Source organism: Alkalihalobacillus phoenicis, assembly GCF_047302405.1.
Lineage (GTDB): Bacteria > Bacillota > Bacilli > Bacillales > Bacillaceae_D > Alkalihalobacillus.
Window position 1 is genome coordinate 2,059,320 of sequence record NZ_CP154853.1, and the last position, 24,875, is coordinate 2,084,194.

General features: G+C 36.8%; 19 protein-coding genes. 2 read left to right on the forward strand and 17 right to left on the reverse strand.

From position 1 onward, the window contains the following. Window positions 1–384: 384 nt before the first annotated feature. Together AA0017_RS09785 and AA0017_RS09790 are read right to left on the reverse strand one after the other, a co-directional pair. Window positions 385–1,041: a PadR family transcriptional regulator gene (locus AA0017_RS09785; RefSeq protein WP_413381370.1), complete on the reverse strand. Its 657-nt coding sequence runs from the start codon at window positions 1,039–1,041 to the stop codon at window positions 385–387. Window positions 1,042–1,070: 29 nt separating this feature from the next. Further along, a complete protein-coding gene (locus tag AA0017_RS09790) occupies window positions 1,071–2,285 on the reverse strand; it encodes an MFS transporter (RefSeq protein WP_413381372.1) in 1,215 nt (404 codons plus the stop codon). A gap of 308 nt (window positions 2,286–2,593) precedes the next feature. Between AA0017_RS09790 and AA0017_RS09795 the strand changes: the two genes are divergently transcribed. Both AA0017_RS09795 and AA0017_RS09800 read left to right on the forward strand, forming a co-directional pair. Next, entirely contained in the window at window positions 2,594–2,779 is a 186-nt protein-coding gene (locus tag AA0017_RS09795; RefSeq protein WP_413381374.1) for a sporulation histidine kinase inhibitor Sda, read from the forward strand. Between the two features lie 191 nt (window positions 2,780–2,970). Beyond that, the gene (locus tag AA0017_RS09800) at window positions 2,971–3,432 is read left to right on the forward strand and encodes a CarD family transcriptional regulator (RefSeq protein ID WP_413381375.1); all 462 of its coding nucleotides are present in this window, start codon (window positions 2,971–2,973) and stop codon (window positions 3,430–3,432) included. A 708-nt stretch (window positions 3,433–4,140) separates the two neighbouring features. Here the strand turns inward: AA0017_RS09800 and AA0017_RS09805 are convergent. The 15 genes from AA0017_RS09805 to AA0017_RS09875 all read right to left on the reverse strand — a co-directional run bounded on the left by AA0017_RS09805 (window position 4,141) and on the right by AA0017_RS09875 (window position 24,526). Continuing rightward, window positions 4,141–4,377: a DUF6171 family protein gene (locus AA0017_RS09805; protein WP_413381377.1), complete on the reverse strand. Its 237-nt coding sequence runs from the start codon at window positions 4,375–4,377 to the stop codon at window positions 4,141–4,143. Window position 4,378: 1 nt separating this feature from the next. After that, window positions 4,379–5,866 (reverse strand): alpha-N-arabinofuranosidase, encoded by a 1,488-nt coding sequence (locus tag AA0017_RS09810; protein WP_413381379.1) that lies wholly within the window; start codon window positions 5,864–5,866, stop codon window positions 4,379–4,381. Window positions 5,867–6,185: 319 nt separating this feature from the next. Continuing rightward, window positions 6,186–7,289: a GntR family transcriptional regulator gene (locus AA0017_RS09815; RefSeq protein WP_413381381.1), complete on the reverse strand. Its 1,104-nt coding sequence runs from the start codon at window positions 7,287–7,289 to the stop codon at window positions 6,186–6,188. A 353-nt stretch (window positions 7,290–7,642) separates the two neighbouring features. Further along, on the reverse strand, window positions 7,643–9,166 hold the full coding sequence (locus AA0017_RS09820; RefSeq protein ID WP_413381383.1) for an alpha-N-arabinofuranosidase: 1,524 nt from the start codon (window positions 9,164–9,166) through the stop codon (window positions 7,643–7,645). A 35-nt stretch (window positions 9,167–9,201) separates the two neighbouring features. After that, the gene (locus AA0017_RS09825; RefSeq protein WP_413381385.1) at window positions 9,202–10,164 is read right to left on the reverse strand and encodes a family 43 glycosylhydrolase; all 963 of its coding nucleotides are present in this window, start codon (window positions 10,162–10,164) and stop codon (window positions 9,202–9,204) included. A 52-nt stretch (window positions 10,165–10,216) separates the two neighbouring features. Next, on the reverse strand, window positions 10,217–10,666 hold the full coding sequence (locus AA0017_RS09830; RefSeq protein ID WP_413381387.1) for a hypothetical protein: 450 nt from the start codon (window positions 10,664–10,666) through the stop codon (window positions 10,217–10,219). Between the two features lie 50 nt (window positions 10,667–10,716). Then, on the reverse strand, window positions 10,717–11,631 hold the full coding sequence (locus AA0017_RS09835; RefSeq protein ID WP_413381388.1) for a carbohydrate ABC transporter permease: 915 nt from the start codon (window positions 11,629–11,631) through the stop codon (window positions 10,717–10,719). 25 nt (window positions 11,632–11,656) lie between these two features. Beyond that, a complete protein-coding gene (locus tag AA0017_RS09840) occupies window positions 11,657–12,535 on the reverse strand; it encodes a carbohydrate ABC transporter permease (RefSeq protein ID WP_413381390.1) in 879 nt (292 codons plus the stop codon). Between the two features lie 68 nt (window positions 12,536–12,603). Next, complete coding sequence (locus AA0017_RS09845; protein WP_413381392.1) at window positions 12,604–13,872, reverse strand: extracellular solute-binding protein; 1,269 nt, start codon at window positions 13,870–13,872, stop codon at window positions 12,604–12,606. Window positions 13,873–14,233: 361 nt separating this feature from the next. Then, the gene (locus tag AA0017_RS09850) at window positions 14,234–16,819 is read right to left on the reverse strand and encodes a LamG-like jellyroll fold domain-containing protein (RefSeq protein ID WP_413381394.1); all 2,586 of its coding nucleotides are present in this window, start codon (window positions 16,817–16,819) and stop codon (window positions 14,234–14,236) included. A gap of 35 nt (window positions 16,820–16,854) precedes the next feature. Then, window positions 16,855–19,170, reverse strand: coding sequence for a beta-L-arabinofuranosidase domain-containing protein (locus AA0017_RS09855; RefSeq protein WP_413381396.1), 2,316 nt, complete (start codon window positions 19,168–19,170; stop codon window positions 16,855–16,857). Window positions 19,171–19,260: 90 nt separating this feature from the next. Continuing rightward, complete coding sequence (gene araA, locus AA0017_RS09860) at window positions 19,261–20,748, reverse strand: L-arabinose isomerase (protein ID WP_413381398.1); 1,488 nt, start codon at window positions 20,746–20,748, stop codon at window positions 19,261–19,263. Between the two features lie 45 nt (window positions 20,749–20,793). After that, entirely contained in the window at window positions 20,794–22,452 is a 1,659-nt protein-coding gene (locus tag AA0017_RS09865; protein WP_413381400.1) for a ribulokinase, read from the reverse strand. Next, window positions 22,449–23,165: an L-ribulose-5-phosphate 4-epimerase gene (araD, locus tag AA0017_RS09870; protein WP_413381402.1), complete on the reverse strand. Its 717-nt coding sequence runs from the start codon at window positions 23,163–23,165 to the stop codon at window positions 22,449–22,451. The genes AA0017_RS09865 and araD overlap by 4 nt, the downstream gene beginning before the upstream one ends. Before the next feature lie 155 nt (window positions 23,166–23,320). Continuing rightward, window positions 23,321–24,526, reverse strand: coding sequence for a sn-glycerol-1-phosphate dehydrogenase (locus tag AA0017_RS09875; protein ID WP_413382531.1), 1,206 nt, complete (start codon window positions 24,524–24,526; stop codon window positions 23,321–23,323). Between the last annotated feature and the right edge of the window lie 349 nt (window positions 24,527–24,875).

Sequence of the window (24,875 nt, forward strand, 5' to 3'; positions counted from 1 at the left end):
TATCTATCACATATGACTCCCATAGTACTTTCGTTATAGCGTCCGTTAGATTATTTCACAATACTATTTAGTCAAAACATAACTAGTAACATTACAAAAAGAGGAGCAAGTCACTATACTTAAAAACCATAAAAAATCCCGCATCTAATGAAATAGATTCGGGATTTTTTATGGTTTTTATTTTCTCTGTGAACGTAAGTATACACTTAAACCAGTCGTTAATAGTAATAAAACAGCCACTATGATGAGAGCATAATCGATCCACGTCTCAAAGCTCCAATTAATCACAAATAAACATAAGATAACCAAAAATAAATTTAAAATGATTTGAAAGTTTTTCATTTAATTATTATATGAACTTTATAACTCGTCCATATCTCCTTTCTACACTTTATCTTGCTCGTTCTCGACAAGGGCTGATGCCTCTTGAAAATATTCTTCAAATACCGCTGACAGTTCCTCATAGGATTGATTACCTTTTTTATCCCATAAAGATTGACAACTTTGTACAAATTGAATGGTGTCATCACACCATTTTATGTATTGCACTTCACTTTCTAAACCACGTTTTAAAACAGCTGATGCCATAATAATGCGGGCATTCATTACATTTCTTGCTTTAATACTTTTAAAACGTTCCTGAATGATACCTTTCATTTTTTCTAACCGCTTCTGCCTTTCCTTTTTATAAAGATTCAGCTTTAATAACACTTCATCAACAGATATACGGTCAGAGAAAAAGACTTGCATTAAAAAAACGTCTTTTATTTTCGGGGGTTCAGTCGGTGTCATAAGCCATTGGATTAACTCCCTTTTTCCTGCTTCTGTAATGGTATATATCTTTTTATCAGGCTTTCCTTCTTGTTCCACAAACCGACTTTGAATGAGCTCTTCTTTTTCAAGCTTACTTAATTCCGGATAAATCTGTGACAAATGGCTATGCCAGGAAATACTCATCACATCATCAAACTCTTTTTTTATATCGTATCCACTAGCCTCCCAATCACTTAAAAAACCTAAAATTGCGTATCGTAACGACATCCACTCACCTCTTTTTGATTCCCATTTACTTAACCTGTTTTTTGATGAGACACTTTTTCAGTTGATAAATTCGCTAAAAAGAAAAGGGCCCCTATTCCAATTAAAGCGATACAAACGGCGATTATGATGACCGTTTCTGTAACACCTAAATACGAGAGCAATAAGCCCGTCAAAAGAATCCCTGGTAAAGCACTACCAGTTGAAATCACATTCATAAGACTAAAGGTTCTCGTATAATGTTCAGGTAATATGACATTCTGTAAAAAAGTTACGAGCTTCACCTGAAAAGCACCTAACGCTATTCCTTGAATAAAGAAAAAAGGTAAAATCATTAACCAATGAGTTACAAAATATAGCATACCAATACTTAAACTTAAAACAAACATCGGAAATATAAAAACGACTTTTATTTGAACTCTATTTCCTATTTTTCGAATAAGGATTGCTCCAACCGCAACTCCTACTAATGAAGCGGTACCAATAAAACTTAAATTCTCCACACCAACCTTTAATTCCTCTGTCAAAAAAGTTACGAGTAATAAGTCAACCGAACTTATAAACAGCATGGCACATGTTAATAGAAGAAAAACAGGCTTTAACATCGTATGATGCCAAACATAACTTAAACTAGATAAGATCATCTTCGTTTGACTTTGTTTGTTATTCGGTTGGTTTTTTATTAAAGGTTTAATTTTAGAAATCGCAATTATCGTCAAAGCGAGGAGAACACTTGAAACAAACAATAATAATAATGGCGAAACAGATAACTTAATCATCCATGCTGTAAAAATCTGGCCACCTATTTTCATTATTGTATATCCTAATTGTAACAAACTATTTGCATTTGTGCGCTTTTCTGGTTGAACAAGATATGGCAATAAAGATTGATTAGCCGGAAAAAAGAATAGACTTGAGATACTAATAAGGCCAAGCAGAACATAGATCATAAAATAATGAAAATGAGGTTCAAATATTACATACATGATTAAACAAATCATAATCACTAACTTCGAATACGACATAACCTTTTGTAACGTTTTATGATGAATCCAAGCACCTATTGGTAAGGATAGTAAAAAAACCGGTAAATAAAAAGCAACATAATAATAGATGAACATGTCATTTAAGTCTGTTTGGAGTTCTAACCATTTTAATAATGAAAAAAAGATAACCGCATCCGCAAACACACTTAATAGCCGAGCAATAAATAAATATCTAAATGGCGTATTCTCTCTTAAAAGCATATCTCTCAAACCTCTCCATCTATATATGTAAATAATTATATATAAATTTTACATATTTATTAATACAACCAAAAAAGTAACTAGACTTTTTGCTTGCTAGTTACTTTTTAACCTTATTTAGACTAAACTTGCTTGATGATTTCAAAATGATAAGAAGGTGAAAGAATCTTCTCTAATAATCCTTTAGTTCCACCTTTTAACAAAAAATCAACTTCTGACATTAAATTCTTTTTAATGTTTAAACATCTATTACTTTAGGGTATTCATTTAATACATATACATCTAAGAACACAGTAGGAGGAATTTTCTTGGGCCTAACATTTATTAGTGACTGCATTTTAATAGAATCCTATCAAAAAGCAATCAAAAACAATCTAGATGAAGATTTTATCAGAATTTTAGAAGAAGAACTAATCAGAAGAGGATTTGTAACCATGACCAAAAATTACGAGAAAAATAGTGACTCTCGTTTGTTTATTATCAGGCCAAAGTGAATGCCAAAAACGATTGTACTAGTCAGTCAAAGGTTTAAAAACATAGGATAAATTGACCTTTCCTCATATATTCACTCTTTCAATATAAATTTATTGACATCAAAAATAAATTTGTGATATTATAAAATATTCGACAAGAACACACATATATGATACTCTAAAGAAGGTTACCATATATGGAGGTGGATTATATGTTTCAAATTGGCGATAGCATTATTTATCCAATGCACGGAGCAGGTATAATTGAAGCCATAGAAGAAAAAGAATTCTCAGGGGAAAAACAACAGTATTATGTTATAAAAATGTCTATCAGTGATATGCAGGTGATGGTTCCTACGAATAAAACATTAAATTTAGGAATACGACCCGTTATTGATTTACTTGCATTAAAACACATCATACACATTTTCCAAAATGGGGAATCTGATAGTTTAATGCCGTGGAAACAAAGGTATAAAGTGAACATGGCCAAAATAAAAACAGGTGAAATATTAGAAGGTGCTGAAGTAGTACGTGACTTAATGCGTATGAAAAAAGAAAAAGCACTTAATGCAAGCGAAAAAGAAATGTTGGATAGTGCCTATAAATTTTTGATTAGTGAAGTCGGTCTAATTAAAGGAATCACCGAAAAACTAACAAAAAGTTTTGATTAAGGTACATTATCGATAATGGATTACATTCCGAAAAATACCCTCCATTTTTCGGGTATACTATGATTAAAAATAATCATTTCAAACATTCAACTTCTTCAACTCATTTTTTGAGTGATAACCTCATTTGTTATTTCTACAATTCTCTCCATTTTTATTTTTAAATTTCTTTTACGAACGTTCGAAGTTTCATTAGATACTTGAAAAAATAGTTACTTGATTTTTGCAATCCTGATTCACACTGGCGCGGCCAAGGAGCCGTAAGGATGAAAGAGAGGTAGGGCTTTCATTGTTTTAGGTATACCTTATTTAAGTTATTATTTCTAGAAGAAAAAAAACGATTCATCCCACCTCTTTCTTGACGATTTTTCACTCGTACTGATTCAGTGAAAAATGATTGTTTAGCCTCTTTATGTCTAAGAGATGCACATATTAGCAACTGTATATGGTCAACTACAAAAAAGGTTTATAACCTAGAAAATTATTACAGGTTGTCTCATAACGTCAGAAAATGACCTTATAGGGGTAGCCTCTTTTGTTTTTATAGCGTAAACCGATATACAAACTATTTTAAAGAGGTGAAAATCACTTTGATGTTTGCATTTAGATGGGTGAAAATTATCTATCAAAGGATCTTTAAAAGAGTGATAAAAAGGTTTACCCCCCTCTTATCACTCCCTCTTTTTAAGTGCTTTTGGTTAACCGTTCTCCTTACCATTTTCTTGTAGTAGGAAATGGACAACCCTTTTCTTTTATCATCGCTCGATAAGTTACTAGCTCACCTGAAAATCGACATGTCTTATTGTTTAATAGGGCTGAACATTCCATACAAATAGCGACTCTCTTTTCATAAAGTTCATCAGAGACGACTCTATCATGTTCTATATAAAAATCGATATCTATTTGTACTTCAGGTACTTGACAACTTTTACAATATCTTTGCTTCATTTCAGCCAATCGTTAACACAGCGACAGACATCGCTGGTAGCTTGACCTCCAATTGACCAGCATCGAAAGAATAACCACTAAAAGCTGTCGGCTTTACCTTTTCCGGATTCTCGAACGTATTATGGGCATTTGTTTCATTAGCCGTTAAAATTCTTCCAGAAATGTGGTCTACTTGTTCCATTAGACCACGAAGTTCTATTGTTAGCATAGATTCGTCTTTATGATGGAGATTACATAAACTAATATTCACTTTTCCATCCTTATCCTTTGAAGCGGATACGCTTACATTAGGAAGCTGCTCTCCGTTCCAATCATAAATATGACTAAATTCTTCAACATCTAATTTCTTCGCATCTTGATGAACTTTAAACATTTCAAAAACATGATAGGTCGGTGTTAAGATCATTTTTTCGCCTTCTGTTAAAATCATTGCTTGAAGAACATTGACAGTTTGAGCTATATTCGCCATTTGGACACGTTCATTATGCTTGTGAAAGATATGAAAATGCAGTCCAGCTACAAGTGCATCCCGAATCGTATTTTGCTGGTATAGAAACCCAGGATTTGTTCCAGGTTCAACATCAAACCAAGTCCCCCATTCATCAATGATCATTCCAACCCTTTTTTCTGGATCGTATTTATCCATAATAGTGGAATGTTTTGTAATGAGCTCATCAATATGCAAAGCTTTTTGCATCGTTATAAACCATTCATTTTCACTCGGATCTAAGGCAGCACCTTTCCCCTTCCAGAAATCACCTGGAATCGTGTAATAATGCAAACTTAATCCATCCATCAAGTGGCCAGCCTCTCGCATAAGTACTTCGGTCCAGTTGTAATCATCTACATTCGCTCCGCCAGCAATTTTATATAATTTATTGTCGCCGTAATTTCGAACATAGGTTTGATATTGTCGGTATAAATCCGCATAGTATTGAGGCCTCATATTCCCGCCGCAGCCCCAATTTTCATTCCCTACCCCAAAATAGGTAAGCGGCCAAGGCTTTTGACGACCATTCTCCTGTCTCCAATTAGCCATCGGTGATTCCCCATCAAATGTCATATATTCAACCCATTCAGACATTTCCTGCACCGTTCCACTGCCAACATTCCCACAAATATAAGGATCCGCTTCGAGCAATTCACATAGCCTCATAAACTCATGAGTTCCAAAGTGATTATTTTCTACTACACCGCCCCAATGCGTATTTACCATTCTCTTCCGTTCTTCCCTTGGACCTATTCCATCCTTCCAATGATACTCGTCTGCAAAACAACCACCAGGCCAACGAAGTACCGGGATGTTTAAGTTTTTTAATGCTGCAACAACATCATTACGAATTCCATTTGTATGGTCAATTGTTGAATCTTCCCCTACCCAAAATCCTTCATAAATACAACGACCTAAATGTTCTGCAAAATGTCCATAAATATTTTTATTTATCTTCCCTTTTTCGATATCTGCATTTATTACAACTCGATTGCTCATTTATTCCGCCTCCCATGGCATCAATTAACATCAAATTCAACAATTGCTCTTTTGCTAATAACGACCTTCTAAAATCCACAAATCGGATTTTTAAAATTGAAATTACATATTTTCTCCCCTTTTCTCTCAAACGATTTACTAACATGCTAATTGTACGCTTCATTCGCACAATTACAAAATGAAAAACATAACTTGTACGTACATATATAGTTTAAAACGAAAATGATTTTATTTCAAGAAATATCTAAAAAATCAAACAAAAAAAATCCTTTATTGCATTCCCGCTGCATAAAGGACATTCTGTTGTTGAATCGTTTATTTAATTTTCTGTCGAGATATCCTTTGTTGAGTTACGAATGATTAACTCAGGCTGATATATGTAGGACTCTACCTTTTTTTCTTTTTTATGATTTTCAACTAAACCAATAATCATTTTTGCGGCCCTCTCACCCATTTCCGTTTTAGGATGAGCAACTGTTGTTAATTTCACCTCTGATGCTGTAGCGAGAAAAGAATCATCAAAACCAATCATCGAAATGTCCTCAGGTACTTGTAGTTTCTTCTCCCTCAGCACATCTAGCAACTGTAAAGCTAGCTCATCATTATAACAAACAATGGCAGTGGGCATCTCATTATGGTTATTTAATAACTTAGTTAATTCTTCCGTTGGTTTCGTTTTCTTTTGCTCAGAATTATAATTGATTAAATGATTCGGGTTTATCGGAACTTGGTTCTGACGATGTGCCTTTATATACCCCTTCATCCGTTTAACTCCTTGAATATCATCGTTTTTAAAAAAGCCAACAATATTCCGGTGTCCTTTTTGGATCAAATGCTCCGTCTGAACAAAACCACCCTTTTCATCATCTAAAATTAAACACACAGGCTCTAATTCATCATAAAAAGCATTTATCATCATATAAGGAATTTTCATTCGCTCAAAATTAAAATAATAGTTTATATTCGGATTCGAAAAGGCACTTTTAGTTGGCTCAACAATGACGCCATCAATATTTTGTGTGATTAAATTTTCTAAAATTCTCTTTTCATTCTCAATATCATTATTTGTACTGTATAAACTAACTTGATAGCCATGTTGACTCAAGTACGATTCAGCCCCTCGAATAATCGAAGGAAAAATATAATCAGAAATATAGGTCGTCATAATGGCTATATTTTTTTTGACCGATGGGTTTCTGTTTTGGTTCTCCGTTCTATCCGCACAGAAAGTACCTGCTCCTTGTTCACGGTAGAGCCAGCCTTCACTCACTAATTCCCCAATCGCGATTCGAATCGTATGACGACTCACTGAAAATTCCTTCATTAATTCATTTTCCGAACTAATCCGTTGGTTCGGCACATAAGTCCCATCTAAAATTCTTGATTTTATCACTTGTTTTACCTTACTATACTTTGTTTGCATAACAATACCTCAATTCAATGCTTGTATGGACAAATTTAAGAAAAGCTCCCAGCCACTATCTCTTTTCTAAGTCATTTTAAGTTTCACAATCGTCTTCACGTATAATACGTATATGTATTCCTTTTATTGTACTATAACTCACGCTCAAATAGAAAGAAGCTTCTTCTTCTTAAAGCTATTATAAAGCGAAGAATTAAGGTTTTTTAATCACTATATGATTACTAATAATTATAAACTAACTTTTCACAAAAAATAACTTTCAATCAAACATTAGCATTGAAGTATCTGAAATAGAAAAAGTGACTAAACCACCCAGAGCTCTTTAGTCACTTCTTAAAACTTACTTTTCAATCTTAAAACTTCTTTTGTATCTTCAACCTTATCACATTCCAAGAGGCCTTGGTTAACTTCGCTTCTACTACACCGTTCTGATTTAAAGAAGAAATTCCTTGATTATGAGGAAACACATTCTGATGTTCTAAAGAATTTGTCGCTTTCAGATCCTTATTTTCCAAAACGATATGCTCGATGATTTCATAACCTTCAAAGCTACGTACATCAGCATGTAATTCAATCGCTTGCTCTAAATGACGATTAATAGCAAAAATAGTTACCTCCTGCTCTTCCTCATTAAAAACAGCTACTGAATCTAGATAGGGGACGTCTGTAAATTCTTTACTATCGTATTTAGGCGAAGAAACAATTGGCTGCAATGCAAATCCTCGTCCGTACTTAGAAACATGAGCTAACGGATAATAGATCGTTTGTCTCCAAGCCCCTCCCCCATCCGTTGTCATAATAGGAGCAATGACATTTACTAGCTGGGCCATACAAGCTATTTTCACTCGATCTGAATTTTTTAAGAAAGTCATTAGCATAGACCCAATCAACAATGAATCTTCAAAGTTATAAATATCCTCTAATTGAGGTGGTGCGATACTCCAAGGCTTTATCTCTTGATCCTGTTGATTGGAATGATACCAAACATTCCATTCATCAAAGCTTAAATTGATCGTTTTTTTGCTACGTTTTTTTGCTTTAATATAATCGCATGTTGAAATAATCGTTTTAATAAAATATTCCATATCCATCGATTTAGCTAAATAATTGGAAGTATCATTTTGCCGATTTCCATAGTACTGATGGAGGGAAATATAGTCGATTGCTTCATAAGTATGTTCTAGTGTTGTCGCCTCATATTGAGGAAAGGTTGGCATCCCCGTATTGGAGCTTCCGCAAGCCACAAGCTCAATAGAAGGGTCAACAAGCCTCATGACTTTAGCTGTTTCCAATGCTAGTCTTCCATATTCTTCAGCTGTTTTATGACCAATCTGCCATGGTCCATCCATTTCATTTCCTAAACACCATGTTTTTATCTTATGAGGTTTTTCATAGCCATGTTTTTTTCTCAAATCACTAAAGTATGTTCCTCCCGGGTGATTACAATACTCAATTAAATTCCTCGCTGCATCAATCCCACGCGTCCCTAAGTTAACGGCCATCATTACCTCTGAATTCACCTGCTTAGCCCAATCAACAAACTCATTTGTACCGATTTCATTTGTTTCAATTGTTCTCCAAGCAAGCTCTAAACGCCTCGGTCGCTCTTGTCTAGGACCAACTCCATCCTCCCAATTATAGCCCGAAACCATATTTCCACCTGGATATCGAATGATTGGAATGTTGAGTTCTTTCACTAAATGGATGACATCTGCTCTGAATCCGTTTTGATCAGCATCCGGATGCTCTGGATCATAAATTCCTCCATATACAGCTCTTCCTAAATGTTCAATAAACGACCCATAAATTCTTTCATCGATTTCGGAGATGCGAAAGTCTTTATCAACGACCATCTTCGCTTTTAATAAAGTCATCATGACCATCCTCCTTATAATTTTAATTAAAAATTCACTTATTTATTGTCAGGTAATGGTTCCCCAAAAAACGGACGACCTTCCTTGTCCCAAGAAAAGACTTGTGCCCGTGTATGTCTATTCGGATCATACAATGGGTCTCCTACTATTTTTTTATAGTTACGTGCATGATAAATAAGTACATCCTCTTCTCCATTTTCTGAAACAGTGAAGCTATTATGACCTGGCCCAAACTGTTGATTTTCTTCATTAGTCGTAAAGATAGGCTCCGAGTGCTTCACCCAAGAACTCGCGTCTAGTAAGGAACTATTTGCATCCGCAGTTAATAAACCCATACAATAATGATGATTGGTTGCACTTGCTGAAAAAGTGATAAAGATTTTTCCATTTCGTTTAATGACTGCAGGCCCTTCGTTCACATAAAACCCTATTTTTTCCCACTCATATTCCGGTGTGGCAATCATCACTTGTTCACCCTTTAAAGTCCAAGGATTTTCTAGCTCTGAAATGTACAAGTTAGAATTGCCTTCTATGCTCGGATCCTTTTGAGGCCAAACTAAATAATGAATGCCGTTATGCTCAAAATATGTAGCATCAAGAGCAAAGGACTCCCATTTCGTCTTAATCTGGCCTTTCTCAACCCAACGCCCCTGCATCGGATCCTCTGATTCATTTTCTAAAACAAACATACGGTGATCAAATAAACCATCCTTTGTCTCCGAGGACTTCGCCGCTGCAAAATAGACATACCATTTTTGATTAATATAGTGGATTTCTGGAGCCCATATATTGGCACTCATCGGTCCATTTTGATACTTCTCCCAAATAACGAGTGGCTCCGTTTCATTAAGACCTTGGATTGTTTTTGACCTTCTGAGCTCTATTCGATTATATTCAGGTACAGACGCCGTAAAATAATAAAAACCATCAAAATGCTTATACACCCAGGGATCAGCTCGTTGTTCAATGATTGGATTTTGATATTGATTGTTTTGTTCCATATTATTAACCTCATTTCCGTTCATGTATTTTAAAATGGGTAAGACTATCAATCTAGTTAGCCAAATTTCCAGACGTACTTGCTGTTTTTTCGTTTTTAATAAGCCGAATTGCTCTATTTTTAGCCAAATAGATAACAAAAGCGATTAAAAATAAAATAAAGCCAATGATGTCCATAGAGAGTAATTGAATGAGACCCCATATCGCGATCCAGATTAAAACCCCATACTGAATCTCATTATCTTTTAATTTCACAGCAATCAAAAAATTAATGATCGCCCCTACAAGCATAAAAATGCCAAACATTAAAATCACCTGGAGCACATTATTAACCATTTGAGAGCCAGCTATCATCGTATTCCAGTCTTGATTTTCTAATCGCTTAGCTCCCTCTTGATCAAACCAGCTATAGTAACTAAAAATCGTTAATAGTGACGTAATTAAGTTCCACGTAGAACCAATGATTAATAATTTTCGTTCCAACCCTCTTTTGATTGTCACCATCTAAAACCATTCCCTATTAAGTCTTTTTTTGATCCAACCTTTTTAAAATCTCACCCTTTAATCCCTGCATTTAATTTGATCGCTTGAACAAAATATTTTTGGGCAAAGAAGAATAGTAGCAACGTAGGAATAATCGCTAATATTGCTGAACCCATCAATTGACCAATCATTCGATAATTCCCATATACATCCTGTAACAATAGCAACCCAGCGGTAACTGGCATTTTTTGAACATCCGTATAAACGATAACCGGCCAGAGGAAGTCATTCCAAGAACCAACAAAAGAAAACAAACCACAAACAATTAACACTGGTTTTATTAATGGTAAGACAATTCTAAAGAAAATGACAAAATCGCTCGCACCATCCACCTTAGCCGATTCATCCAACTCCTTTGGGATTCCTTTCATAAATTGTCTCACAAGAAAGATATTTCCCATTCCGGCTAACCCAGGTACGATCATAGCCCAAGGCGTGTTCACCCAGCCCAATGTATCAATAATTTTATAAGAAGGAATTAAATTGACAACATTCGGGAAAAACGAAATAGCTAATAATGTAAAAAACAGAACATCTCTGCCTTTAAATTTCATACGTGTGTATCCATATCCTGTTATAGAAATCACAACAATAACTAAAAGTGTATGTGTCGTAGCAATAAAAATAGAGTTCCATATCCATTGTAATATCGGAGCACTCGATGTGTTTTCTAATATAGCCATATAATTATCGACGATCCAGTTCACAGGTAAAAGTCGAAAGCCTTCATTTACAACCTCTGTCTGCGAACGAAATGATGTTGTAATTCCAAATAAGACAGGAATCATCCAGATCGCACTTACTACAATCAGAAAGATATAGGCTAAGTATTTCGAAATTTTAATACGTCCACTACCTCTTTCCTTAACAGGCTTAGTCGACTTTGTTAATGACGTAGAATCTGAGATTTTTACTCGGTTGTTCATTTCCACCCTCCTCTTTCTTTTTCCGTTACACAGCATTACGGTTCATTAAGTAATATTGAATCGCTGATATCACTAAAATGACTAAACCTAGTAAAACCGCCATCGCCGAGGCGACACCCGCTATCGACTCTCCATGACTAAAAGCTAAATCACGAATATACATCATTAATACGGTCGTACTTTGTCTCGGTCCTCCGTCTGTCATCATCAAAGGCTGAGCAAAGACGTTAAACGCCCCAGCCGTTGTCATCACTAACGTAAAAATTAAAGGAAACCGTATTGACGGTAACGTAATACTAAAAAATTTCCTTACAGGTCCAGCCCCATCAATTTCGGCTGATTCATATAAATCCGGTGAAACCCCATTGATAGAAGCCCGATAAATAATCATATTCCCACCAATTCCAGCCCATATCGTAATAGTAAGAATCGTAATCCAGGCATATGGTTGAGTAGCTGCCCAGACTGGTTCTGAACCAAATACATTGCTGACCACTCCTAGCTGCTTATTAAAAATAAGGGACCAAATAAGGGCTGCAGCCGATATAGAGATCAGACCTGGAAGATATAAAAGGGTCTGAAATAGATTTTTTAACTTAACATCTTTATGCTCTAATGAAACGGCTATTAATAAAGGAATTATAATCATTAATGGAACACTAGCTATAACAAAAATAAAAGTATTTTTCATCCCATTGTAAAATTGGTGATAAAAGGTCGAATCTTCATTAAACAAAATTGTTCGATAATTATCTAAGCCAACCCAAACGGGATCTCCGACCAGATTCCATCTCGTAAAAGACGCATAAACCCCATATATAGTCGGTAACAAAATAAACACGATAAACAGGATAATGTGGGGACCAACAAAGAAAACAGGACCTAAGTTTATTTTCTTAAACAATACTCTTCAAACTCCTTTTGGTAAGAGTAATGTGCCACTTGAACAATGGCACATTCCCCTCCTTTTTTCTAATTATCGTTTGCTTCTTCATCATTTATTACATTCTCTAAATCTAACGCCCCTTCCGAAACCTTATCTTCTACAAATCTTTGCATCTCTTCTAACCCTTGCTCAATATCCAGTTCTCCATGAACCATATCAGCTGAATACGTATCTAAAGCCTCCGCTATATAAGGATAATGTCTGTACGTATAAATATATAAAGAATCTGTTTGCTCTTCTGTTGAAGTAAAGAATGATTGAAGATAACTGTCGTAGCTCGAATCCTCAATGACGTCAATACTAGCGACAATTTGACCAGCTTCAGCCCATTCCATTGAATTTTCTCTCAAATATTCTAAAAAGCTCGCAATCCCTTCCTCTTTTTCTTCGGTTCTCTCCTCACTTGTTAGCATCGCAAATAAATGAGAGGATGCTCTATTATGAAAGATTTCCGGTTCAAAAGCATAAACATTCGTTACACCAAAATCTAAACTTTCAACTTGAGCATGCCCGATTGAACTCCACGTTCCATCAGTAGAGAATAAAACGTTTCCAGATTGGAACATTAAATAGCCATCTTCTCCATATGGAGTCAATAATCCAGCATCTTTAATTTCCTTAATCGCTTCGAACGCATGCTTCATTTCCGGTGTATTAACGGCAGGATTTCCATTCTCATCTTGAATATCTCCACCTAAATTTTGAATCTGAGCTAAAATAACCCAGCTTAACAAAGCATCATTCACAACATAATCGCCTTCATCTAGTTGCCCTTGTAATGACAGGATTTCTTCAAAAGTGACAACATTATCTTCTAAAAAATGCTCAACATCATACTTTGCTAACAATTCCTTATTGTAATACATCGCACTTCCATGAATATCTAATGGAATTGTATATTGGGTTCCATCCACATTTCCTGAAGTCCAAGCTTCTGTTAAATAATTTTCTTCCTTTAATTCTGGTTCAATTGCCATGATCTCGGTCATTGGTTTAAGTAAATTTTGATCAACAAAATTTGGAACTCGATCTGCATGAATGATCGATAAATCCGGAATACCTCTTCCTGAATTTAAGACTGTATACATTTTTGTGTACATATCTGAGGTAATAACGTGATTGACCTTATATTCCGGCTCAGTCTCATTATATTCTCTAACAATTTGATCCATATTCGCCCCATCATCCCCGGTTAAAGGAGTCCAAAACTCGATCGTGAATTCATCATTCCCTCCACACCCAACTAACAGAAACGAGAGTAATAAAAGCATCATTAACCTTTTTAATTTACTCATCCATATCCCCCTCAATAAAAAATTAATAGTTTAATAACTTCAATGCAAAGCAGAATTTAAGCACAAATTTGATAACGTTTACAATTCTGAAAAAATAAAAAATATTAATTCGTTTCCTCCTTTTCCTCGTTTAAAAATCACACCTTTGTACGAACATGTTGAACTTCTATCATGTCATTATCGTAATTTGTACGTATAAGATGATTCAAATAAATTATAACTAACTTTTCTGTCAATATCAACACATTTTTTCGCCTTTATTAACCATTAATAACTACCTTTTCATTCTCCTATAAAGTGTAGCCCAAAGATTAATAGCAACTGATCCGTATGACTTATGACTCTTAGATTTTATTGAGATTTAATCATGATTTAATAAGCGTTTAATCTCTTTTTCAGAAAGTGCTCCCTCATATATTCTCAAATCATCCATTAATCCTACAAAAGGCGTGTCCCACCAATTCACTGCTAAACTGAAATCTGCCTTCATCGTCGTAAATATATTCGGGAATTCATCTCCACTAAAATGATTATTTCCATTAATGTACACTTCAAGTTTTCCTTTATTATAAGTAAACACAAGATGCGACCACTCCCCCTTTTCGATTGAAAAATCGGTTGGCGCTTCATACCATTGGGCACTACCTGACCAGAGCATTGTTTGCTCTTCAATCGGCCCCCTCGGAAGCAAACTAATCCAATTATTCTCATCTCTTGCCCCAAAAAAAGTCGTCGCAAAAGTCGTCAATTCTGCAGGCTTAACCCACAAAGACACGGAGTACTGATCAGACGCAATTAAACCTTTAGGTAAACGTATGCCAGAGCTCCCATCAAAGACGACCGCTTCCTGACTAACTCCTGCTTCATATGAAAGACTGCCACCTGTATAAGTAATTCTTTCTCCTGTTATCGTACCCTCTCCAAAATTCCCTGTCCGCTCTGTTAAATCACGATCAAACGGATAATGAGCGACTAACCCCTTTTCCCGGTAAGGTAAAACCCGAATTTCAAATGTTTTTTTAGCCGTTGCTTTCCCATGAGTAATGGTTGCGGTTAATGTGGCAGATGCTTCGCTTTCTCCAGCAGATGGCCTTGTCACTTGACCTGTACTTGTAACAATCGTTGGATCTGAGCTTTCCCATGAAATAACGGCATTACGTGAACCATCCGTCGGGAGCCACAAATCTGAAATGATTTGCTCGGTATCCCCTAATGACAAATCCTTTAAAATATCCTCAGTCACTTCCTTACTAGAACGTTCCCCTAGCTGGCTGCCCCAAATCATTTCACCGTCTTTTGACATCAAAGTAAAAGTGACGACATCCCTTTCTAAGCTAGGGTTATATTGCTTTATAAACACACCTTCATAAACAGTTCCATCGATTGTCAATTCAGCCAGGTTATGAGCCGTCCTCTTCCACGAACCTTTCACATCACCCGTGACTTTATTATTTTTCGTTAACGTAATATATTTCTGCTTTTCAATCTCTGACGTAATTTCTTTGCCGTGTTCGATCATATAATAGTCACCAATGACCTCATTTCGATGAATCTTCTCTACTGTTTCACCCGTATACCGATAAGGGGCGACAACTGGCCAGCCATTTTTATTCATAAACATTTGATGAACCCGAACTTCATGCATTTCTCCTCTGTCTGGGAAGCGTGTATGGAAAACGAGAAACCTCTCACCTGTTTCCTCACTCATATAGACGGAATTATGTCCGGGAGAAATATACCCATAATCTTCACCAGTTCCATCGTCACCAACTTTATGCTCAAAAAGGAAATTCCCGATCATTTTATTGCCAAATTCGGCATGCTCATAACTATCTACCTTATTTCGAACGGTTCCATCATCAAGTGAATCCGGAAAAACGGCCTTTTTTCCTGCTGCATCTTCATATGGACCATCAGGATTTTCCGAACGAAACGTTCTCATTTGGTATCCTCCACTTGAACTTAAACCGCCATATGTGGCAAATAAATAATAGTAATTTTCAACATCATCATAATAAATATAAGGTCCTTCTATCGAATGTCCATAACCACCCGCAATTTTAGTTCCAAAATAACGATCGATTAATCGACCATCTTCTGTCAAACCATCCTCACCTGGATAAAGAGGTTGACCAGTTACCGGATCAACTTCCATCATAAAAATTCCACCAGCCCATGAACCATAGGTCATCCAAAGCTTTCCATTTTCATCAAAGAAAAGATTTGCATCGATTGAATTCGTATATATCCGATAATTATAGCCCCCTTGATCTGTAAACCAATTTGGATTCGGTTCATCTATTATGCCATCCTCCATTAAACTCGGAATGTTCGTATGAATCCAGTTCTTGTTGACATCACTATTCGGATCGGACGCATCGTGATCATAAAAGCCAGAATACATAATCGTGTCGACATATTCAAACGGTCCTTCTATCTCTTTTGAAACGGCATAACCAATAGCGGACCGTATATAAGTAGAAGAAACACTATAATAAATCATATACGCCCCTTTACTTCCATCCTCATTAAGATAATGCTCATTCCAAATGACTTCTGGTGCCCAAACCGCATGACCACCTTGACTATCTACATCATCCTCCCCTGCCCATTCAAAGGATTCTGCTAGATTATTAGAAAGATCACCAAAAATGGTATTATCGGGCGTTGTATATCCATTCGTATAATTTTCCCAATTGATTAAGTCCGTTGATTTGGCTCCATCAATATGTGATCCAATGACATAAAAAACATTATCGGCTTTAACGATTGAAGGGTCGTGTACAGAAGCATTATGAAAACCTTGTATCGACTCATTTTCTTTTATGGACATCCTCACATCTTCCTCCTGCTCAATAGAAGCTTCACTCCCTCCCTTGACCACAACCAATACTACTATAAGTACTAACATTATCATCAAGCCCGAAACCTTCCATGTACGTGCCATATAAAAACCCCCTCATTCAATTAGTTAACTTATCATTAATTGATAAAGTTCTCGCGGAGCATTCTAATCCCATAAACACCTCCCGCCACCTCTCCATAAGAGGAAATAAACTTCACTTCTACGACTTGTTTATCCTCTGTTAAATAATAGGGAATCTCATAAATATCTTGAATCAATTCATGTCCATTCCCTTCAAGCCGTTTCTCCGCAATAGCCTCATCATCAATCGCAATCGTAAAATGACGGATATATGGACTACCCTCTATAGAAATTTCACGATCTCCATTAAAGAAATCAATAGACAAATACATTTGTTTTCCTGGTTCCACCTTCATCTTATAACTAAAGAATCCCTCATCCCGACAATCTCTCCAGCCTCTTTTGACTGTATTTAAATACCCTGAACGAGAATTCTTTTTCTCGATAAAATGTTCGATTTCTCCCTGTTGTTCATACGGTTGCACGACATCAATTGTTATTTGTTTCAATTTCGTTTCTTTCTCTTTTTCTAAGCTCTTTAACTTCTTATATAAATTCTCATCCATAATGGACCAATAAAGGCTATAACGTTCATGATGTAATTGATAAAAGGGAATAAGCCTCACCCTTTGATTTCCTGGCTGTCCAACGGGTTCCGTCTCAAACTGAAGCGGTAAACCGTCCACCGGTTTTATCCAGTTCCGTAGTCTGTCCTTATCCGCAATAAAGACAGGTACATCGATTAAAGGGTGTGTATTTAAGCTCAAGTGATTTGCTTGGATGTCTGTTTCAGGGAAATTTTCTCTCCCTAAAGCACCAGCTAACACAACAGGTCCATACATTATACCTACTTTATTCGAATCATCCTTTGCTATATACGAATGAAGTCCAAGTGGAAAATTTATCTCGATGACATCCCCTTCCTTCCACCTTCTTGATAAAGTTACATAGCCTTTTTTATCGGTTAAAAAGGTTTGCTTTTTATTTACAAGAACCGAGACCTTTCCATCAATCCAATAGGGGATACGAAGATGAATCGATATAAACTGCCCATCCCCCTCTTCTATCTTTAATTGAATTCGACCTGAACGCGGAAAATCAGTCTCTAATTTTAACGCCATTTCCTTTTTTTCTAATTGTAAGCGTGAGGCAATAAACAAATTAACGAACAATTCATCGTCTCTTTGGTAATAGATATGTTCAGAATAACGAGTTGGACTTTCCATCCCGGTGCCTGTACAACACCAAAAAGAATCTTCTGGTGAATGATACACTTTAAAATGACCCGGCTCTGTTGAAACAAAATAGGCTTTCATCCCTGAATCAGGATCTTGTGAGGCTAAAATATGATTATAAAGAGCCCTTTCATAAAAATCGTAATATTCTGATTTCTGATCCCATAAAAACAAATGAGCTGTCAACTTGAGCATATTATACGTATTGCAGGTTTCTGTTGTTTGAACCCCCAATGTTTCATCTGAGATAGGGCCAAAATGCTCATTGATGCTATTTCCTCCAATAATATAAGAACGCTCCCTCGTTACTTCCTCCCAAAAAAAGGTGGCCGCCGTCTTATACTTTTCCTCTTTTGTAATATCATATAATTTCGCAGCACCTATCACTTTTGGTATTTGTGTATTTGCATGTCTCCCCTCTAAAAGATCCCTTCTATTTGATAACGGCTCTAATATTTGCTGTTCACAAAACCTAATCGCTAATTGTAAATAAGCTTGATTTTGAGTTAATAAATAGAGCTCAGCCATCACATCATTCATGCCACCATGCTCACAAATGAGCATTTTTTGAAACTGTGCCTCTGTCAATTGCTTGGTACCATCTAGCACCCAATCAGCTAGCTTTGTCACAATCGAGAAAGCCTTTTCATTTTTGACCAATTTATATACATCAATTAGCCCTGCAAAAAGCTTATGCATGCTATACCAAGGGACCCAATGCCCTGCCAATGTAAAATGGTCAACCTCAAAGTCACCTGTAAAAACCTTTTCAAAGCAGGTGCTTGGAAAGCCACCGATAAAATGACTATCATGAAGGCTCTGAATGTATTCAAGTTCGTCAATCGCTTTATTAATTTTATCTTTTATTGCTCCGTTCATCGTATTTTGATACATATAAGCAGCTGCCGATAACCAATGCCCTAAAGAATGACCAGAAATGCCGGTTTCCTCCCACCCCCCATATCGGTGTTTCTTTGGAGCTAATCCGACCGCTTCATAACAAGGGGCTACTAATCGGTCGATATCTAAAAACAATAAATAGTCCATTCCCTTATCCTCTGATTGTTTAAAAATCCCGTCTAACAATTGAACCTGAACCAATGCTTCCCATTCCCTTCCTTCTATGACTCTTACCATTTCGTTCGCTCAAAACCTAAAATAGAATGACAATAGAGACGATACCTCACATACCCTGATAATCGCCTCTATTAAAAGTCAATGAAAAACTTATCCTTTTCGAACAAACTCATTCCACTTTAATTCATTTCGAAACGTGATTAAGTCTGTACTCTTATTGATTAGCACACACTCAATATCTGTCATTTCTGCCCAATCATAAAGCTGTTCAGGTGTGACAACATAAGAGAAAACCGTATGATGTGCTCCACCGGCATGAATCCAAGCTTCAGCCGACTCACTTAAAGATGGTTCCGGCTTCCATAACACTTGAGCGACAGGGAGCTTTGGCATTTTTTGATTGGTCTCAACCGCGTTGACTTCATTAACGACTAATCTAAAACGGTTTCCCATATCAATCAATGATGCATTGAGTGCCTTTCCAGCTGCACCACTAAATACTAACCGAGCTGGGTCCTCTTTACCGCCTATCCCTAAAGGATGAACCTCTACCTTAGGCTTCGTCGCAGCGATTGAAGGACAGACCTCTAACATATGAGAGCCGAGCACTAATTCATTTCCTTTCTCAAAATGATACGTATAATCTTCCATAAAGCTCGTGCCTTTTCCATCAGCAAGGATTTTCATCATTCGAGTTAAGCCAGCCGTCTTCCAATCGCCTTCACCACCAAATCCATAACCTTGAGCCATTAATCTTTGCACAGCAAGACCAGGTAATTGTTTCATCCCATGGAGAATTTCAAAGTTAGTCGTAAAGGCACTATATCCACCATCTTGCAAAAACGCCTTCATCCCTAGCTCAACTTTTGCTTGATAAAGAATCGAATCGCGATAATCGTTAGAAGAAAAGGCTTTTGAATCTATTTCATATAAATCGCGATATTCATTAAAGAGCTCATTCACTTGTACTTCTGTTACGTCATTTATATAAGTTGTTAAATCACCAATTCCATATCCATTTGTTGTCCAGCCCAGTTTTATTTGAGCCTCGATTTTATCTCCTTCTGTAACCGCTACATTTCGCATATTGTCACCAAAACGAGCAATTTTCAAAGACAACCCGTCTGTTACGGCAACAGCTGTCCTCATCCAAGAAGCTGTGCGCTCTCGAACAAACTCATCTTGCCAATGTCCAACAATAACCTTTCGTGCCAGATTAAGTCGCGCTCCAATATAGCCAAATTCACGATCTCCATGGGCCGATTGATTCGTATTCATAAAATCCATATCAATCGTACCCCAAGGGATTTCTCGATTATATTGAGTATGCAAATGTAATAAAGGTTTCCTTAATTCCATCAATCCAGCAATCCACATTTTTGCAGGAGAAAAGGTATGCATCCATGTGATAATCCCTGCACAACTATCATCTGTATTCGCTTCTAAACAAAGCTTTCGAATGGAATCAGCCGTTGTCAAAACAGGCTTTATCACAATTTCATATGGAATCGTCGAATTGTCGTTTAGTTCACTTACTATTCCTTTTGAATGCTCCCAAACCTCTTCAATTGTTTCTGGTCCATATAAATGTTGACTGCCAGTTACAAACCAAAAGTTATACTTTTTTACTTCCAACATCTAGTTTCCTCCTAAAATGGTTATAGTGATTAAAATTAACCTAATCTATTTATATGATTTCAGTCGTTTCATCACGTCATTGGCACCGCGACCAAAATATTCGTGAAGGGTGTTATATTCTTCGTATAATTTTTCATAAATGGCAACGTTTTCAGGTTTCGGCTTATAAGTCTTATCTTTCACTCGTCCCATCTTTTGAGCCGCTTCATGAATCGTATCAAATCCACCGTTTTGACTTCCTGCTGCGACTGCTGCGAACATAGCTGCCCCTAAAGCCGGTGTTTGTTTCGAATCGGCTATTTTAATTTCGCGATTTGTCACATCCGCATAGATTTGCATAAGCAAGTTGTTTTTTTGAGGTAACCCACCACAAGCATACAACTCATTAACAGGTACTCCATTGTTATGAAAAGCATCTATTATCTTTCGCGTTCCAAACGCGGTCGCTTCCAAAAGGGTCCGATAGATCTCTTCAGGTTTTGTAAGGAGGGTAAATCCAAGAATAAGCCCAGTTAAATCTGTATCCACTAATACTGAACGATTTCCATTCCACCAATCTAAGGCAAGTAATCCCGTTTCACCCGGCTTATAAATCGATGCCTTTTCTTCAAGAAGCTGATGAACGTCTTTCCCTAAACGGTCCGCTTCCACTTTTAATCCCTCTGGTACACCATGCTCGACATACCAAGCAAAAATATCTCCGACAGCGGATTGACCAGCTTCATAACCTAAAAATCCAGGAATGATACCATCTTCTACCACCCCACACATTCCTTCTACATTCCTTTCCTCTGTCCCAAGCAACATATGACAGATGGAGGTCCCCATTGCCATCACTAGCTTTCCAGGCTCAACAACCCCAACAGCCGGTACAGCCGCATGAGCATCGACATTCCCTACCGCAACCGCAATCCCTTCCTTTAACCCCATTAAATTCGCCATTTCTTTTGTTAACTCACCTGCTTTTGAACCTAATGGAAGGACTTTACCGCGAAGTTTTGTCTCGGTTAAATCTCCTAATCTACTATCTAAAGATTCAAAAAAATCTTTTGTGGGATAACCTTTTTGTTTATGCCAAATCGCCTTATAACCAGCCGTACAACTATTTCTTGTGAGTTGACTAGTCATTTGCGAAACGACCCAATCCGTCGCTTCCACAAAACGATCCGTGAGTTGATAGATTTCTTCGTCCTCATTTAGAATTTGCCATATTTTTGCGATCATCCATTCGGAAGATATCTTCCCCCCATACCTTTGCAAAAAAGACTCTCCTCGTAACGCCGCTATTTCATTAATTCGGTTCGCCTCATCCTGTGCGGCATGATGCTTCCATAGTTTTACCCAGCTATGAGGACGTTCCTTTAAATCAGCCTTTAAACAGAGCGGTTCTCCTTGGGAATCAATTGGCAGCATCGTACATGCAGTAAAATCAATCGCAATCCCGATAATGTCATCAGGGTCAACGCCTGACATTTTTACAACAGCAGGGACAGATTTTGTTAAAACCTCAATATAATCAAGGGGGTGTTGAAGAGCCCATTCATGTTCGAGTATAACCTTTGAGCTCGGAAGGACTTTATCTATTACTCCATGTGAATATTTCGTCACATGATCGGCTATCTCAGTTCCATCTGTAAGGTCAACTAGGACAGCCCTTCCCGATTCTGTTCCATAATCAACACCAATTGTATAGTTCTTATTCATCTGATTTCACTTCCTTTTTCACCTTGACCGTAATAGGCATTTTCTCCATGTTTTCTTAAATAGTGTCTGTCTAAAAGAACTTGCTCCATCGGACTAGCCCCTGGATTGATCGTTAGTGTTCTCCAAGCCATTTCTGCGACCTCTTCTAACACGACCGCATTATGAATTGCGTCTTTTGGACTTTTCCCCCAAGCAAATGGCGCATGAGAATGAACTAAAACACCCGGTACTTGAATGGGATTTAATACATTTTTCCGAAAAGTTTCAATGATAACATTTCCTGTTTCAAGTTCATAGTTCCCATTTACCTCTTCTCTCGTCATTTTACGTGTACATGGAATTTCCCCATAAAAATAATCCGCTTGAGTCGTGCCAAAAGAGGGTATTGCTCTACCCGCTTGGGCCCAACTTGTTGCACAAGTAGAATGCGTATGGACAATCCCTCCAATTTCAGGAAAAGATTGATAGAGAGCAATATGGGTAGCTGTATCTGAGGAAGGCTTTAAATCCCCCTCCAATACTTGACCTTCAAAATCAACGACGACCATATCACGACTCGTCATCTCAGAATACTCAACCCCACTAGGCTTAATGACTACAAGCCCCTTTTCGCGATCAATTCCACTTACATTCCCCCACGTAAAAGTGACAAGATCATACTTAGTCAGAGCTAAATTCGCCTCAAACACTTCTTCTTTGAGTGTTTCTAACATCTCGAATACCCTCCTCTTCAAAACTATAATCTCTATTTATTATTATACACACGTACGTACAAATTTCTATATTTTTTTAAGTAAAATTATATTTTTTTTATAATCGATAGCATCATCTACATTCGTTCGTACAAATCATATCTAAAATCAGACTTTTATTTACGAATAAATTGATTATAAAAGGATAAAAAAGTAAACCTTTCCCTTAATAAATGAGCCTTTTGTAAACTACTTTCGATAAGTTCTTCAGAAATCCCTAATGATTGTGGGTTCAATTCGCCCCCTAACCTTCGAACCATTTCCTGCATTTGTATAGAAGTCGGCATCTTCGTTAAAATACCTAAAATTTTTCCATGATTTATTTTCAAACGCTCCATTCTTTTATCATTAAACAAAATTGAATCCTTTTTTAATTCAATGAGTGCTGCTTTTATCGTCGTTTGATAAAATTCGGAAATAAGGCAGGTTGAAATACTGACTTTTTCCCCATGTAGCACTTGCTTTTTCTTTTCTTTTATAAAAACCATTTCCCAATAATGGGATAGATGATGCTCAGCTCCTGAGGCTGGATGGGACTGGCCAAAACGAAGCATAGCCAAACCAGATAAAATTAACGACTGCATCAAAATCTTTATCCCCCCTTCCTCTCTATTGGCAATCTTTTGAAAATTTTTCGAACACTTTTCTAATGCTTGTTCAGTCATTTGAAAAACCAATGGACAAAAAGGCTCTTCATCGATTAAATGACCAAATTGCCAATCAACTAAAGAGGTGGTTTTTCCTAACATATCTCCAAAACCTGCTGCTATCATTTTTTTAGGGGCCGCCATCAGAATATCTAAATCGGCAAATACCGCTATCGGCGCTTGAGTTTGGTACGTTTTTTTATTTCCATTAACAATGATCGGAGCACCCATAGAAGTAAAACCATCAACAGAAGGGGCCGTTGGGATCGAGAGAAAAGGCTTTCCCATCTTATAGCTAACAAAGCGAACAATGTCATGAATCGTGCCTGCACCAATTGCGATAATAATCTCGGTATTTGCGGAGACCGAAGTCATCACTTGTACGATAGACTTCTCATCTGCTAATACTTCAGAATCGTTTTCATAACCTACTAGAGACGTCTCCGTTAAGATTTCTAGTTGCTTAACTGCCTGCAAAAACGAACGTCCTGCCACTTCATACGTATTACGATCTGCCACAATCGCGATCTTTTGATAGTTTTTTGTTTTCAAAAAAAGGACCGCTTCTTTTAAGGCACTCCTTTCAATCACTATTTGCTCAATCGTCATATCAAAATGGGGGTTCCCACACTGACAATTCCTTGAAATCCATTCATCTAGATCCAAACCTTCCATTATGCCCAACACAACCTTTCCCATTTTGTAATTTCAGTAAAACATTTAAATTTGTACTGAACTTATAAAAATACATCACCAAACTTGTACGTATAACTAAATTATATGGTTCAAGTCCTACAAATATCAAGTGTAGATTCGTACAATTTGAACTGAGGTTGTTCGTTTTAAGGATAGAAAGCTAGATTAAGACCACCACAGTGGGAATGTTAGGTTTGTATGGAGCCATTTTTAACTAAACAAAAAAGCCGAGAAATCCCTTTACATAAGAGTTTTCTCGACCATTTAATATCGCTATTAAACTTTTAAAAACTAAACTGTTCGTATCATACAGATGTCAAGATGTTCA